Below are 14,857 nucleotides of genomic sequence, written 5' to 3' on the forward strand. Positions count from 1 at the left end.
TCTCACCATGCCTATCTATTCGAATGGCCGTAGGGTCAGTTTCGACGTAAAATGGGGTACTCGGACCAAAGCGCGGTCCAGTCAACACGCCTCGGAGCGCATTTTCCGGAGCCTGCACGATGAACGAAGCTCAGGATCTGTTCTCGCTTCTGCGGCAATCGACCGATGTCGATCCACTGGCAATCGACGCGATCAAGCGAACCATCGCGGAGGGCGAGGACCACGAACTTTGCCGCATCAATGCGCTAGCCTTCGCCAGCAAGCATGGCCTCGACGAGGAGCGCGCCATAAGCGCCTTTCTCCATGCGGCGCGGGTGGGCATCTTCGACATTTCCTGGAATGTTCTGTGCCCCGGCTGTGGCGGCGTGCTCGACACCAACGCCACGCTGAAAACCCTGCAGAAGGACGAATACACCTGCGCGCTGTGCTCGCAGGGCTATTCGCCGACCCTCGACGAGATGGTCGAGGTGACATTCACCGTCAGTCCCCGCATGCGCAGGATTGCCGCTCACAATCCACACGAACTGCCGCTGGTGGAATATTTCCGCCAGATCTACTGGGCGTCCGGCGTCGACGTGCCGGATGAGGATTTCGCGAAAAAAATGGAAGCGTTCTCGCTGGAGGATATCGAGCTTGCGCCCGGTGAAAAGGCGGTTCTGCCCATACAGCTTCCGTCCGAATTCGTCATCGTCTTCGAGCCGGTCACCCATTCAGCGCAGTTCATCGACGTGAAGGGCGAACCAACAAAGGAGCGCCGAAGCCTCTCTTTGGTCTTCGACCGCGACCATGTCCAGAACCAGACGCTGGAGATGCAACCCGGCCCCTTGCGCATTTCGCTGGAAAACAGGACCGACACCCGCGTGCTGCCGACGGTCTTCATCGCCGGCCAGGCATTGCATGATTTCCTGGGCAAACGCCGGCCCTTCCTCACCGCCAAGCGCCTGCTCACCAACCAGACGTTTCGCGATCTCTATCGCACGGATACGCTCGACATCAACCAGCGCCTGAAGATTACCAGCCTGACCTTCCTGTTCACCGACCTGCGCGGATCGACCGCGCTTTACGAGCGGGTGGGCGACCTTTCTGCCTTCGATCTCGTGCGCGCGCATTTCCAGGTTCTGCACGAGATCGTCGCGGCGGAGGCAGGCGCGGTGGTGAAGACGATCGGTGATGCGGTGATGGCGACCTTCGCGACGCCCGATCGTGCGATTGCTGCGGCCCTCAGGATGCGCGATGCCATGCGTACGCTCAACGACAAGAGCGGGCGCGAGGATCTGCTGCTCAAGATCGGAGTCCATGCCGGCCCCTGCATCGCCGTGTCTATGAACGAGCGACAGGACTATTTCGGCCAGACGGTCAACATTGCTTCGCGGGTCCAGAACCTTGCCAACGCACAGGCGATCTTCGCCACTCGTGCGGTGGTCGACGACAATCTCACCGCCGATCTGTTGCACAGGAACGCGCTGACGCCCGTGCCCCACGAGGTCTCGCTGCGCGGCATTGACCGAGAGATAGCAGTATATACGATCCCCTGAAGACTTGGGTCGTCTTGGCCGCTCACACGCGCCTACAGATAAAATAACGATCGGCGGGCACCGAAGGCGGCGGCGGCAGGCGTTGCAACTGCGGGTGATCGAGCGGCGTGCCGCTGACCGCGATGCCGCCGACGCGAAGCAGGCGCGCGGTCAGATCGGGAAGCCAGGTAGAGGTCACTGCATCGAGATCTTCATAGCCGGTGCCGATGTCGGCATGAACAAGAGCGGCGTCGATGCCAATGAACCTGCTCGCCGTCTCGCGTATTTCGCCGAGCACGAGGTTTTCAGCTTCGGGAATTGAGCTGGAGTGTGCGGCTAGTGCGCGATCGAACGCCACGATCCGGCGTCCGGGCAGGCGCTCACGCAGATGGTGGAACGTCCGGCCATTGCCGAGGCCGAGCTCGAGGATGGGGCCCTCGATGTTCGCCACCTGCGCGCAGACTTGATCGAGAATGTCGCGCTGTGCGGTCAGCCTGCGGATGAAACTCTCGAGGCGAGACATATGCGTTTGTGTGTCCTGAACCAGCTCAAGAGATCGGCAATGCCCGGGACCGGAACGATTCGCGGGTGAAACCCGAGGGCGATGTATTAACCCCGATCGAGCCTCGCCGCATATAGAGGCGAACGATGAACACTGCAATAACTGAACAGGCTGCCGACAAGGATCATACCAGGCAGAGCCGGCGGCCCGGCGCGCAGCGGAATAGCGATGTCACTTGTAGGGGTCTGCGGCGTCCCGCAAGCCGTCGCCGAGGAAGTTGAACGCCAAGATGACGAGAATGACGGGGAGGATCGGCAAAAGCAGCCATGGATAGAACGCGATCACGCTAACGCTGCGCGCCTCGGTGAGCAGGATGCCCCAGCTGGTTATCGGCGCCCTCAGGCCGAGCCCGAGGAAGCTCAGCGCCGTCTCGCCCAGGATCATGCCGGGGATGGAGATCGTCGCCGTCGCGATCAGATGCGACATGAAGCCGGGAATGAGGTGCCGCCGGATAATGCGGCTGCTGCTGGCGCCCATCAATTGCGCGGCCAGAACGTAATCCTCCTCGCGCAAGGCTAGAAGCTTTGAACGCACGGCCCGCGCCAGCCCGGTCCAGTGGAGCAGCCCGAGGATGACGGTGATGCCGAAATAGATCAGGATCGGACTCCAGGTTATCGGCATGATCGCCGCCAGAGCCAGCCACAGCGGAATGCTGGGGATCGATTGCAGAACTTCGATTATCCGTTGAACGATCAGGTCGAAGATACCGCCGTGATAGCCGGCCAGCCCCCCGATGACTATGCCGAGCAGGAAGCTGAAAGCGATGCCGACGAGGCCGATTGTCAGTGAAATGCGTGCGCCATAGATGATGCGCGAGAGCACATCGCGCCCCAGCCTGTCGGTGCCGGCCAGAAAGAGCTGGCCGTTTTCGGCAGGGCAGACAAGATGCCTGTCGCCTTCGATCAGGCCCCAGAACCGGTAACTGTCGCCCTTGCAGAAGAAACGGATCCGCTGAACATCATCCTGTTTATCGGTGTAGTTCCGCTTGAGCGTGTCCATATCCAGCGTCATCTGGCGGCCATAGACAAACGGCCCGACGAGCTTGCCGTTGTGGAACAGGTGCACCCGCTGCGGCGGCGAATAGATGTAGTCCATGTTGCGCGTGTGCAGATTGTAGGGCGCCAGGAACTCGCAGATCAGTATCCCGAAATAGAGTGCTGCCAGGAATATGCCGGATACCACGGCAAGCCTGTGCCGTCGGAATTTCCACCACATCAGCCGCAACTGCGACGCCTGAAAGACCTTCGACTGCTCCGCCGTCATCGCCTCGACGGACTGCAGGTCAAAGGGCGCGATGGAAACGTAGTGTTGCAGCGGGGCACCCGGAGCGGGCAGCGGCGATTGCGTATTCATTTGGTGCTGCCGCCCTGCAAACGAATTCGCGGATCAAGCAGCGCCAGCGCGAGGTCGGAAATCAGGACGCCGATGACCGTCAGGAAGGCGAGGAACATCAGGAATGACCCCGCCAGATACATGTCCTGGCTTTGCAGCGCCTTGATCAGCATCGGCCCGGTCGTTTCCAAAGACAGCACGATCGCCGTGATTTCGGCGCCGGAGATGATGGCCGGCAGGATAGAGCCGATGTCTGAAATGAAGAAATTGAGCGCCATGCGCAGCGGATATTTGACCAGCGCCTTGAAGGGATGAAGGCCTTTGGCGCGCGCGGTCACGACATATTGCTTGTGGAGCTCATCGAGCAGATTGGCGCGTAGCCGCCGGATCATGCTTGCCGTGCCCCCGGTGCCGATGATCAAGACCGGGATCCAGAGATGGGCGAGGATCGACTTCGCCTTGGCCCAGCTCATCGGCTCGCCGAGATATTGCTGGTCCATGAGATGGCCGATGGACGTGCCGAACCAGATGTTGGCGAAATACATCAGGATCAGTGCCAGCATGAAGTTTGGAATGGCAAGGCCTAGAAGGCCGAACAACGTCAGGCCGTAGTCGCCCCAGCTGTATTGATGCGTGGCGGAGTACATGCCGATCGGAAAGGCGATGAGCCAGGTGAAGATGATCGTGACGAAGGAAACCAGCACGGTCAGCCACATTCGGTCACCGATGACATCGCGAACCGGCAGCTCATATTCGAAGGAATAGCCGAAATCGCCGTGCAGCATTCCGCCGACCCAGTAGAAGTAGCGAATGACCGGCGGCTTGTCGAAACCATACTCCTTCCGCATCATCTGGATGCGATCGGAATCCACCGCTTCGCCCTGAGCCCGAAGCTCGGAAACATAGCTGTCGAAATAGTCGCCTGGGGGAAGTTCGATGATCGTGAACACCAGCGCCGATATGATCAGCAGCGTTGGAACCATCACGGCGATGCGCCAGACAATATATCGAAGCACGCTCAGGTCTCTCCAAGCCAGAATGTGTCCGGCATGTAGACACCGAAATAGGCGGTCGGGTCGTAGCCGTAGAGCGCCTTGTCAGGCAGATTGCGCAGCCGCGAGGACGCTAGAACCGGCTGATGCGTTCCGTTCACCGTGCCGATCGAAAACACCTGATCGGTGTAGATCGACAGCATTGAATTCCAGATTTCGGCGCGCTCCGTGGCTTCGGTCGATTCGTTCCAGCGCTTGAGCAAAGCCATCAACTCGACCACAGGTGGAAGGTCGGGCGCCTCGCCGACCGTGCCGTGAGACAAGTAGTGGGCACCCCAGAGCGGCCATTGCAGTTGGTCGTCGATGGTGGGGGCCAACTGGTACGGGTTCATGTCGGCGGTCGGCACGCCATTGTCGATGCCCGACCAAATCGACATCATGATCTCGCCACCTAGCGCGCGGCTGCGGAAGATGTCGCGCTGCGAAGTCCGGACGAACAGGGCGATGCCGACCTGCCGCCAGTGATCGGTGATGAGTTCGAGCGCGTCGGTTTCCAGCGTGCTTTCGCCGGCCGTTTCCACGATGACCTGCGCCGGGCGTCCATCGGGAAGGATCCGCAGACCGTCATCGTCGCGCGCCTTAAGCCCGACCTCGTCGAGCAGGGCGTTGGCTCGGTCGGGATCGTGGGCGACCCAGGCTTTCGCGAATTCCGGCCGGTAGAGCGGGCTCTCCGGCAGGACCGTATCGGCACTTTCCTGAGCCAATCCGTAGAACACGGCCAAATTGATCTCGCGCCTATCCACTGCGAGCGAAAGCGCGCGGCGCACGCGTACGTCGCGAAGAAGGCCACGCCACACCGGGTCGGCACAATTCAGATTGGGCAGCAGCGCCAGCCGCGAACCCTGTGTGCGTTTCCACAGGTGCATCTTCACCGGGTAGCGCTTCTCCGCGTCCTTCAGGAAGGCGTAGTCGGCAAAGTCGATTCCCATGCATTGCAGGTCGCTCTCGCCCGCACCGGTCTTGGCGGAAATGATCGCCGACGAGCTGACATTCATGACAACCCGGTCAATGTACGGCAGTTGCCGGCCATTCTCGTCTATTCGATGAAAGAACGGGTTCCGCTCGAAGACGAACTGCTCAGCCGGCGGCTTGGTCCGGTTCCGCCAGGGATCGAGCGTCGGCAGTTCCGGGTTCTCCGGTCGATACTGCCGCGACATGCGGATATGCAGGAGCGTCCATTTCTGGGCCCGGTTCTCCTCCATTAGGCCGGCGAGCCGGAATGGATCCTGGTATTTCTTGTGGAACTGCTTGAGATAGGCGGCCGGCAGAACAAGCGATAACGGCGAAGCAGCAGCGAGCTTGGGCAGGAAATCGGGATTGGGCGCATCCCAACTATAGCGGACCGTCAACGGATCGACGATCTCGAAGCGTGGCGGCTTGCCGTCCGCCAGCAGCGCCGGGGCGAGCCCGCCTTGCGAAAGCTCATCGTTGAGCCAGACATCTTCCCAGCAATAGCGAAAATCCTCCGGCGTCAGCAGGCTGCCGTCAGACCATTTATGTCCTTCCCGTATTTTGAAAGTGAAGACGCGATCATCCGCTACGTCGAAACTTTCGAGAATGTCGGCTTGCAAGTTAAGCTTTTCATCATAGCCGACCAGGCGAGCATATCCGTAGATCGTCATCATCCGGATATCTTTCTGGCTGCCGATGATCGTGCGCAGCGTGCCGCCATACTGGCCGGGCTGCCGGCCCATCGCAGCGAGATTCAACGCGCGCGGGCGCTTGGGCAGGCGTTCGGCGAGTGCCGGCAGCGCCCTGGCCTTCAGCTGCGGCTGAAGAAATTCCGGCTCCAGATCGCCGGCGCGCAACGTGCCCGGCAGAAATGCCGAAGCCATGAGCCCAAGGACGGTGCGCCGGCTGATCAATGGCGTAGCTCGCTGACATCGGCCGAACGTCGGGCCAGCACGAGGTGGCCGCCGCCAAGATCGAGCGGCGACAGCATATCCTCGTCGCCCTCGTCGCGGAATTGCGGTCCCCATGCGCTGGTGTCGGAAGCGCCGCTGAGCTTCAGCGTCTTGAAATCCATCGGCCTGTCGAGATCGGGGAAAGGTACTGCGGCGACCAGTGAGCGCGTGTAGGGGTGGACCGGTTTCCTAAGCAGAATTTCGCGTGGCGCAAGCTCGACGATACGCCCGCCGCACATCACCGCGATGCGGTCTGCCATGTAGTCCACCACTGCCAGGTTGTGGGATATGAACAGGTAGGTCAGGCCCAGTTCCTTCTGCAGGTCCTTCAGAAGGTTCAGGATCTGCGCCTGGACAGAGACATCGAGCGCCGAAACCGGCTCGTCGCAGATCAGTAGTTCAGGCCCCAGCGCCAACGCGCGCGCGATGCCGATACGCTGACGCTGCCCGCCGGAGAAACTATGCGGATAACGTTTGATGAAGCGCGGATCGAGCCCGATTGCCTGCATCAGGCTCTTGACCGTGGCGAGTCGGGACGCGGCATTGCCGCGTTGATGGATTTCCAGCGGCTCGCTCAAGATGTTCTCCACCGTCATGCGAGGTGAAAGCGACGAAACCGGATCCTGGAAGACCATCTGGATTTTCGCGCGCATGCGCAGGGCGTCCCCCTCGCCTTCCAGGACGTCGATCGGTCCATCGCGGCCGTTGAAGATCACGGAGCCGCCGCTAGGGGTGACAGCCCGCATGAGGATCTTGCTGACGGTGGTTTTGCCGGAGCCGCTTTCGCCGACCAGACCCAGGCACTCACCCCGCCTGATATCGAAGCTCACGCCGTCCACGGCGCGAACGGAGGTTTGATGATCGCCGCCGAACCATCCGGACTTGCGGATGGTGAAGGTCTTTTTCAGATCCCTGACCGACAGCAGAATGTCGTCCGGCCCCTGCGATGCCGGCGCCGTCTGCTTGCCGAGCAGATTCTCGACATTCACCGGCACCTCGCGGAGCGCCTTTAGCCTTTCGCCAGGCTTCAGGTCGAAATGCGGAACGGCTGCCATCAGGCCCTTCAGGTAAGGGTGACCTGGCCGGCGGAATATCGCCTCGACAGGTCCCGCTTCCATGATCTCGCCATGGTAGATGACCACCACCTCGTCGGCGACATTGGCGACCACGCCGAGGTCGTGCGTGATCAGCAGCATCGCCATGTTCAGCTTGGTCTGAAGCCCGCGCAGCAATTGCAGGATTTGCGCCTGGATGGTGACATCCAACGCCGTCGTCGGCTCGTCAGCGATCAACAGGGCGGGCCGGCAGATAAGCGCCATGGCGATCATGGCGCGTTGACGCAACCCTCCCGAAAGTTCAAAGGGATACATGTCATAGGCGCGCTTGGGATTGGGAAAGCCGACGAGGCTGAGCATTTCCTCGGTCCGCGCCTTGCGCTCCGCCCGAGCCATGGGCGTATGAATCTGCAGGGATTCACTGACCTGGTTGCCGATCGTGTGCAACGGCGACAGCGATGTCATCGGCTCCTGAAAGATCTTGCCGATACGGCTGCCTCTCAACGCGCGGATTTCGGGTCCATCACGCGGCATCTGCAGGATATCCTGCGTCGTGCCGGGCTTTTCAGGGTCGGAAAACAGAATACGGCCGCGAACATGGGCTGTGTTCGGCAAAATGCCCATCACTGCCTGGCTGAGAACCGATTTTCCGGAACCTGACTCGCCCACAAGCGCGGTAACCTTGCCGGGCAGGACGCGAAGATTTGCGCGCCTGACGGCATGCAACGGTCCCCCGATAATGGCAAAAGAGATGCCAACATCCTCGATCCGCAGCAGATCAACGCCCGAATTCATTCTCACACCAGCCCCACTCTGGCAGGTCCAGAAAGCGAGACTAGCGCATTGCCAGCCTAGAGCAACTTGGATTCGAAACGGACGCCGGCGGCGGGACCGGCGACCGGACGCCTACCAAAGGCGTTCGGATCAGATCGTGGCGGTTACTGGAGCTTCCTCGGGTCGCCCGCCGATAGCCGCGCGGCATCACGGTGAAGCAGCATGACCTGCTCGGCGTCCGATCTTCGGTCGTAAATCGGCTCCAGCGCACCGTCTTCATCGAGTGCGAGAGCACCCGACAGATCGGGTGAAAGCACCGTCAGCTTCTGCTTGATGCCTGCCAGTTCCTCGTTGCCGAGCGTCAGCCAGCTGTTGGCGCCGCAATAGCTGGCGAAGTCTTTGCTGGCGAGAACGCTGTGCGGATATTTCTTGGTCAGGATCTGGAGACGCTGGACCTCGTTTACAGCCGAGCCGAAGACAGAGAATGTGAGCCGGTCGGTAAGCCCGACATTGCCGAACATCACATTGCCGACATGCAGGCCGATACCAAATTTTATGTCGGATAACCCCTTTTCCTTTCTTCGCAGATTGAGATCCATCATGCGCGCGGTGGCCTTGTGCGCTGCCGTAAGAGCAGCCTGGCAGGCGATCTCGGACTGCGAGCGGTGCCTTTCGCAAGGGTAGACGGCAATGAAGCCGTCCCCTATGAAACTCATGATCTGCCCGCCTTTGCGATTGAAAGGTGCAGCAACGGCGTCGAAAAACTGGTTCAGCGTATCGATATAGATTTCGCGGCCGGAGGTTTCGGCAAGCCTTGACGACCCGCGCATATCGCCCATGACCAGTGCGGCCCGGATTGTATCGCCCTCGCCGCGCTTGATCTGACCGTCAAGCACGCGCCTGCCGGCGTCGCCGCCGAGATAAGTGGTCATCATGTTGTCGGCGAGCTTGGTGAGCACCGCCATCTTGGTTGCGATCGCGAGATGGCTCTGAATGCGCAGCAGCGCCGAAATCATGCTCTCGCTGAAGCCTGCGGCGCTGTCGGTGGACCAAGACCCCATCATGCCCTGACTGGTGTTGCCATTGAAGGGAAGGACGAAAGCCATGTAGTCGGTGACGCCCATAAGCCTGAGATCATCGAAAACAGGAAACTCCGGCGGCACCGACGGGTCGAGCCGGCGTCGCAGATGGTCGAGCTTATTGCTCAGCAGATGGTAGTATGGGCTGGTCAGGAATCTGTCAGACGGCACGCCGGGCTTACTGCGGAAGCTTTCCACTTCCATGCCCTGGCCGCGAGCCCAGGTGAAGCCAAGCGCATCATAAAGCGGATGAAGCATCGAAAAGCTCAAATGCACCCGCTTCAGCGGCAGGCCGGCAGCAGCCAGCCGTTCGCAAAAGCCTTTTACCAATGTTTCCAGGTCGTTGCCCGCAAGCGCCGATTGGTTCAGCCAATCGGCAACCTTATCCATGAGAATGGTGGAAATTTCTGCTTGCGCTGTACTCATGCTCTCTCGCAACCCGCCGAAAACGGAGCCATTATCCGTTGATCCGCCATAACACAGTTCGCCAACGACCCAAAGGTAAGCCCCCGGAAGTCAAAGAGGCAGGCTTCGGCGGCAAAAGCGGCGAAGAATTTCCCGGATGACTGTCTTTGCGGCCAAGGAGCAGGCGCAACTGCATCTATGTTCTGTGGCGTTATGTGGCGAGGCTGCCGGCGGAGTGCAATCATGATCCTGACATCGGGCAAAAAATTCGCCGGCTCAGACGCCGTCAGGCCTTCAAGACCGTCTCTCCGTCCAGCCCGAGGCTGCCAAAAACATTGCGTGTGTCGACGATCAGAAGGGCGTGATCAGCGATCGTCTGATAGTCGATCGCGTCGTGGTCGGTTGCAGCGACGACAGCACCCGACATAGCCTAGTCCGATCACGCCGGCTTGCGCGGCGCGCGTATCGATCGTGAGGCGTCCAAAAATCTGCTTCCCGTCAAATTCGGACAGGCTGTCCGTTCCCATGGCGAGGCTCACTTGGTTCTAAGAACCATGGCCGAGGCATATTGCGGAAGATCGATTTCCGCAGGCCGTCATCAAACCGGCACCTTCGCCTTCAGGCTTGCGGCAGCCATTGCATAGCCGCCGGCGGCGCCATCGATGAAATGAACGTGATCGCGCTGCAGCGGCGAGGCGACGAGGCATGTCATCAAGGCCGATTTCTGGCGGTGCAGGCCATAGGTGCAGATGCCGGCCTCTTCCGCCTGTTTCAGCCGGTTCTCGATCCGTTGCAACACATCCGCGTCAACGTCGATGGTCATCTTCAAGCCGTCGTCGAACTTCCGGAAATCCGAATTGCTCGCCACGTCGCGTTTGTAGATCTTGGGATCGAAACGGCCGATGGTCCAGCCATATCTATCGGTGACAGCCGTAAGCGTCATCAGGAACACTATCCACAGCTTCGACAGCCACCGCCGTCCTGGCGGCGCCACGGCCCGCGCCTCGATATCCAGGCCGGCGGGCAGCAAACTGTAGCCCGGCCCGTTCACTGGCACCGGGTGGCCATCGCGTTCCTGCCTGCCGGCAAGGGCGATAATGTCGGAAGCCAGGAACTGAAAACCGCGCAAGTCGCGCGACGCCCCCGGTATGGCTATGATCGAGACGATTTCGCCATGCCGAGCTTCGATTGGGTTCCAGCGGCAGGAGAGGCCGGTCAGGTCCGGCCGCGTGCCGGCCGGCGCAGGATCGATGCGGTAGCGCCCCGCTTTCATCTCGGCTTCCGCCCAACTGCCGCCACCGCCGGCGAACATGGCATAGAAGACCGCTTCGGAGGCCTGGAACCTCGCCACGCGAACGTCGAGGCCTTGCGCTCTTATATCCTTTATCGGCACGATTGCGGCACGCAAGGTCAGGTCCAGTTCGTCCGCCACCCATCTTTGGACAGCGGCCAGCGCGTTGCGGGTGATCTCCAGCGCCGAGCCGGGAAACGCCACGAGCGCGCCGTCGCCGCCGAAGACAAAGGGAAGATCTTGCCGACGCAGCGCATTGAGCAGCGCCGAAATGACGCTGGCGCCGGCCATATTGACGGTTTTATAGCGCCCAGCCTCGATCGCCTTGGTCGAGCCGACGATGTCGGCGGTGGCCAGCGCCCAGCCATCGGGGAGAGGCCGATAGTTGTCGATATCGGCAACGCTTTCGAACTTTGCGAAGACCGGCAGAGAAGCGACAAACGGGTCGGACGCGGCAGGTGTTTCCATGAGCATCAAATAGCACATTCCACTGCTTGAAGGTGAAGTCGATCGTGCTTCGAAATTGACTTGCGCTGGCGTTCCGATGATAGGGTTCGGCGATGCGAATTGCCTTCTACGCGCCGCTGAAGTCACCCAATCATCCCGTCGCCTCCGGCGACCGCCAGATGGCACGGATGCTGGTCAAGGCGCTGGAGCATGGAGGGCATAGCGTCGAACTGGCATCCGAATTGCGCTTCTATCTACGGGAACCGGAGTCGAAAAGTTTCGATGCGCTCAAGATCGAGGCCGAAGATGAAGCCGCGCGGCTGACAAGGCTTTGGGATCGTGACGGCAAGCCCGATCTGTGGTTCTCCTATCATCCCTATTACAAGGCGCCCGACCTGATCGGGCCCGCGCTGGCATCGGCCTTTGCTGTCCCCTATGTGACAGCGGAAGCCTCCTATTCGAGGCGGCGCAATGCCGGTTTGTGGGCCGATACGCAAGCGTTGGTGGCGCGAGCCGTCGAACAGGCGGCGCTGAACGTCTGCTTCACGCAAAGGGATCGTCAGGGACTGGCAGATGCGATACCCGGCGCCGCTTTCGGCATGCTTTCGCCCTTCATCGACACATCGGTATTCCGAGAGACGCCGGCTCGGGGTAGTCCGACGCGCCTCGTTACCGTCGCCATGATGCGCCCGGGCGACAAAGTCGAAAGCTATCGCATGCTGGCGCAAGCGCTCGGTTCGATCGGCCACCTGCCCTGGACCATGTCGGTCGTCGGGGACGGGCCTGCCCGTGAAGAGGTCAAAGCGCAATTCGTCGGCTTGCCCGCCGACCGTATCGAATGGCTTGGCGCGATCGAGCCGGCCGCCGTGCCGGATGTCCTCTACAGCGGGGGAATTTACGTCTGGCCGGGTTTCGGCGAGGCCTATGGCGTTGCCTATCTTGAAGCACAGGCCGCCGGCCTTCCGGTGGTGGCTCAGGACATCGCGGGCGTGCCGGAGGTCGTGCGAGATGGCCAGGCTGGGTTTCTCACCCCGCCGGACGATGTGGCGGCGTTCGCTTCTGCCATTGAAAGGCTTCTGGTCCGTAACGACGAAAGAACCATCATGGCTGCAGAAGCCAGACGTTTCATCCTCGAAGAACGTTCCCTCGGTGCTGCGGCGGCGCGTCTGGCCGAACTTCTTGCGAGGATCCCGGCTTCATGACATCCGATCAGATCTGGCAACCCTTGGTGGAAGAACTGGCGTGCCGGCAACGGGCGGACCGTAAGGCAGAATTCTGGCTGCGCGACGATGACGCCGTGGATCCGACGCCTGCGCTTGATCGGCTGCTCGACCTCACCGGTGAATTCGCGGTTCCGGTCACTCTGGCCGTCATTCCGGCCATGACTGATGAGAAGCTTGTCACCCGGCTTGACGAGGCGCCGCATGCCACGGTCGCCATCCATGGCTGGGCGCACCGAAATCATGCGCCCGAGGACCAGAAAAAGCAGGAGCTCGGCCCGCATCGGCCACGCGAGGCGGTGCTCGATGATCTGGCTCGCGGGCTGTCGCACGTAACCGGCCTGCACGGCGCACGTGCCGTTCCGATGCTGGTGCCACCCTGGAACAGGATCGACGCCGGCTTGGTATCCGACCTTGGATCGATAGGATTTGCGGCATTGTCGGTCTATGGGCCGCCGAAGCCGGCTTCGCTGGCGGTCATCAACAGCAATGTCGACATCATGGATTGGCATGGCACGCGCGGTTGCCGCGATCATGGCGTGTTGGTTCAGGCCATTATCGCGCAACTGCGGCATGCATTCGACGGCGGCGAACCGGTCGGCCTGCTCACCCACCATCTTGTACATGATGAATCGGCCTGGCTTTTCCTCGAACGGCTGTTCACAGTCACCGCACAGACTGAAGCCTGCGCATGGCTTCCGATCAAGACATTGATTGGGCGCTATGCCGGTGGAGGAAAATAACTCATCGCTCTTTGTGCAATGAGACTGGAAATTTGAGCGTCTGGCCATCCCGCGCGGCAAATGCGCCGGCAAACCTGTCTTTAGCCAGTTTCTCGATCTCGTCCAGTTGCTCGTCGGTGCGTGTCGGATCGTGGTGAAACAGCGCAAGCCTCCGCGCACCGGCCGCCTCACAGAGCTTGACGCCGTGTTGCCATGTCGAGTGCCCGTCACCGCGGTGGCGTTCCATTTCCTCCTCGGTGTAGGTGCAGTCGTAAATGACGAGGTCGGCATCTTCGATCAGGCCGAGCACCGTCTGATCGAGTTTGTCCGGCTCGTGCTCAGTGTCTGTGATCACCGCCACGACGCGGCCACCCCATTCCACCCGGTAGCCTATGCAGCCGCCCGGATGGATAAGACTGCCGGTTCGGACCACCACGCCTTCGCGCGGCCGAAGCACGTCTCCGGATACGAAATCGCGGCAGTCGAGGCTTGCCTTGCAGACATCCAGTTTCACCGGAAACCACGGCGGCCGCATGAACTCGTCGACCATCTGCCGGGTCGTCACGCGTCCTGCAAGATGCCCGGACCAAAGCGTAACCTTGACGCTCCGGTCATAGATCGGCACAAAAAATGGCAGACCGATGATGTGATCGTAATGGCAGTGGGTGAAAAGCAGGTCGAAATCGGTCACGCCCGACGCCCGAAGCGCCCGGCCCGCAGCCCGTAGGCCAGAGCCCGCGTCGAAGAGAAGCGTATGCTTACCGCATCGCATCTCAATGCAGATTGTGTTGCCGCCATAGCGAGAGAATTCTGGCCCCGATACCGAAATACTGCCGCGCACGCCCCAAAACCTGACCAGGAAAACGTCGTCGTCCATGCTAGCCCTTCGCAGTCCCCGTCGCCCATCGTAGCCAAACAACTGCTGCTAAGCGAGACAAGGTTTTTCTCCTGGTGACCTTATCAATAAGAGGACAGTGCCATCACGACAGCGAGGATCGAGCCCAGGTCATTCGTTATTTGGCGCTTCGTGCGTCGATCAGATCCGCAGTCGTATGGCTCAGGCGATCGGCAAGAACCCGCACCATCTCGATGGTCATTTCCGGGAACTCCTTCATAAGCCTCAGGAAATGATCCTTGCGGATTCTCAAGGCTTCCAGCGGACATGCCGCTCTGACGGTGGCCGTGCGGGAGCTGTTGCACAATATGGCGATCTCGCCAACAATCGAATTTGGCACCAGTTCGGCAACTTTTATCGGTCCGCTGTCGGAATCGACCAGAATATCCGCCCTGCCTGAAAGGATGACATAGGCGGCGTCTCCCTCGTCGCCCTGCCGGAAAAGGATCTGGCCGGCGCTATAGCTCACGCGATCGGATGTGAACGCAAGCAGCTTGAGCTTTGTCGGCTCTATGCCAGAGAACAAGGGAACGCGTTGCAGCATTCCAACCTCATCCTTGAGCAGCATTGTCGCAAACCTTCCCAAAATTCGCGTCTGCGAGACT

At 60.6% G+C, this 14,857-nt stretch carries 13 protein-coding genes; 3 read left to right on the top strand and 10 right to left on the bottom strand.

All coding sequences use genetic code 11. The annotated features are described in order from the left end of the window. Window positions 1–119 precede the first annotated feature (119 nt). Window positions 120–1,535, top strand: coding sequence for an adenylate/guanylate cyclase domain-containing protein (locus DH10_RS28505; protein WP_192250683.1), 1,416 nt, complete (start codon window positions 120–122; stop codon window positions 1,533–1,535). A gap of 22 nt (window positions 1,536–1,557) precedes the next feature. On the opposite strand, the gene DH10_RS28510 is transcribed toward DH10_RS28505, so the two are convergent. The 8 genes from DH10_RS28510 to DH10_RS28545 all read right to left on the bottom strand — a co-directional run bounded on the left by DH10_RS28510 (window position 1,558) and on the right by DH10_RS28545 (window position 11,454). Then, window positions 1,558–2,037 carry a class I SAM-dependent methyltransferase gene (locus DH10_RS28510; RefSeq protein WP_192250686.1) on the bottom strand — a complete coding sequence of 160 codons (480 nt, stop codon included), beginning with the start codon at window positions 2,035–2,037 and terminating at the stop codon, window positions 1,558–1,560. Between the two features lie 210 nt (window positions 2,038–2,247). After that, complete coding sequence (locus DH10_RS28515) at window positions 2,248–3,429, bottom strand: ABC transporter permease (protein WP_192250689.1); 1,182 nt, start codon at window positions 3,427–3,429, stop codon at window positions 2,248–2,250. After that, window positions 3,426–4,424: an ABC transporter permease gene (locus tag DH10_RS28520; protein ID WP_192250692.1), complete on the bottom strand. Its 999-nt coding sequence runs from the start codon at window positions 4,422–4,424 to the stop codon at window positions 3,426–3,428. The genes DH10_RS28515 and DH10_RS28520 overlap by 4 nt, the downstream gene beginning before the upstream one ends. A 2-nt stretch (window positions 4,425–4,426) precedes the next feature. Further along, entirely contained in the window at window positions 4,427–6,325 is a 1,899-nt protein-coding gene (locus DH10_RS28525) for an ABC transporter substrate-binding protein (protein ID WP_192250695.1), read from the bottom strand. Continuing rightward, on the bottom strand, window positions 6,322–8,214 hold the full coding sequence (locus tag DH10_RS28530) for an ABC transporter ATP-binding protein (RefSeq protein ID WP_192250698.1): 1,893 nt from the start codon (window positions 8,212–8,214) through the stop codon (window positions 6,322–6,324). The genes DH10_RS28525 and DH10_RS28530 overlap by 4 nt, the downstream gene beginning before the upstream one ends. A gap of 143 nt (window positions 8,215–8,357) precedes the next feature. Continuing rightward, window positions 8,358–9,698 (bottom strand): adenylate/guanylate cyclase domain-containing protein, encoded by a 1,341-nt coding sequence (locus DH10_RS28535; protein WP_192250701.1) that lies wholly within the window; start codon window positions 9,696–9,698, stop codon window positions 8,358–8,360. Window positions 9,699–9,963: 265 nt separating this feature from the next. Continuing rightward, window positions 9,964–10,104, bottom strand: coding sequence for a Rossmann-fold NAD(P)-binding domain-containing protein (locus DH10_RS28540; protein WP_281396785.1), 141 nt, complete (start codon window positions 10,102–10,104; stop codon window positions 9,964–9,966). Between the two features lie 171 nt (window positions 10,105–10,275). Next, window positions 10,276–11,454 carry a DUF3095 domain-containing protein gene (locus DH10_RS28545; RefSeq protein WP_192250704.1) on the bottom strand — a complete coding sequence of 393 codons (1,179 nt, stop codon included), beginning with the start codon at window positions 11,452–11,454 and terminating at the stop codon, window positions 10,276–10,278. 74 nt (window positions 11,455–11,528) lie between these two features. On the opposite strand from DH10_RS28545, the gene DH10_RS28550 reads away from it, so the two are divergent. Together DH10_RS28550 and DH10_RS28555 are read left to right on the top strand one after the other, a co-directional pair. After that, a complete protein-coding gene (locus tag DH10_RS28550; RefSeq protein WP_192250708.1) occupies window positions 11,529–12,617 on the top strand; it encodes a glycosyltransferase family 4 protein in 1,089 nt (362 codons plus the stop codon). Continuing rightward, window positions 12,614–13,378: a polysaccharide deacetylase family protein gene (locus tag DH10_RS28555; RefSeq protein WP_192250711.1), complete on the top strand. Its 765-nt coding sequence runs from the start codon at window positions 12,614–12,616 to the stop codon at window positions 13,376–13,378. Before DH10_RS28550 ends, DH10_RS28555 begins: the two co-directional genes overlap by 4 nt. Before the next feature lies 1 nt (window position 13,379). On the opposite strand, the gene DH10_RS28560 is transcribed toward DH10_RS28555, so the two are convergent. Then, window positions 13,380–14,234 (bottom strand): MBL fold metallo-hydrolase, encoded by an 855-nt coding sequence (locus tag DH10_RS28560; protein WP_192250714.1) that lies wholly within the window; start codon window positions 14,232–14,234, stop codon window positions 13,380–13,382. 136 nt (window positions 14,235–14,370) lie between these two features. Further along, the gene (locus DH10_RS28565) at window positions 14,371–14,820 is read right to left on the bottom strand and encodes a cyclic nucleotide-binding domain-containing protein (protein ID WP_192250718.1); all 450 of its coding nucleotides are present in this window, start codon (window positions 14,818–14,820) and stop codon (window positions 14,371–14,373) included. Window positions 14,821–14,857: the final 37 nt, after the last annotated feature.

It is taken from the genome of Mesorhizobium silamurunense, assembly GCF_014843825.1.
GTDB classification, from domain to species: Bacteria; Pseudomonadota; Alphaproteobacteria; order Rhizobiales; family Rhizobiaceae; genus Mesorhizobium; species Mesorhizobium silamurunense.

Coding starts and splice junctions, on each gene's coding strand:
- DH10_RS28555 (WP_192250711.1), top strand. CDS start 12,614: ATGACATCCGATCAGATCTGGCAACCCTTGGTGGAAGAACTGGCGTGC.
- DH10_RS28530 (WP_192250698.1), bottom strand. CDS start 8,214: ATGAATTCGGGCGTTGATCTGCTGCGGATCGAGGATGTTGGCATCTCT.
- DH10_RS28505 (WP_192250683.1), top strand. CDS start 120: ATGAACGAAGCTCAGGATCTGTTCTCGCTTCTGCGGCAATCGACCGAT.
- DH10_RS28510 (WP_192250686.1), bottom strand. CDS start 2,037: ATGTCTCGCCTCGAGAGTTTCATCCGCAGGCTGACCGCACAGCGCGAC.
- DH10_RS28540 (WP_281396785.1), bottom strand. CDS start 10,104: ATGTCGGGTGCTGTCGTCGCTGCAACCGACCACGACGCGATCGACTAT.
- DH10_RS28560 (WP_192250714.1), bottom strand. CDS start 14,234: ATGGACGACGACGTTTTCCTGGTCAGGTTTTGGGGCGTGCGCGGCAGT.
- DH10_RS28550 (WP_192250708.1), top strand. CDS start 11,529: ATGCGAATTGCCTTCTACGCGCCGCTGAAGTCACCCAATCATCCCGTC.
- DH10_RS28515 (WP_192250689.1), bottom strand. CDS start 3,429: ATGAATACGCAATCGCCGCTGCCCGCTCCGGGTGCCCCGCTGCAACAC.
- DH10_RS28565 (WP_192250718.1), bottom strand. CDS start 14,820: ATGCTGCTCAAGGATGAGGTTGGAATGCTGCAACGCGTTCCCTTGTTC.
- DH10_RS28535 (WP_192250701.1), bottom strand. CDS start 9,698: ATGAGTACAGCGCAAGCAGAAATTTCCACCATTCTCATGGATAAGGTT.
- DH10_RS28545 (WP_192250704.1), bottom strand. CDS start 11,454: ATGTGCTATTTGATGCTCATGGAAACACCTGCCGCGTCCGACCCGTTT.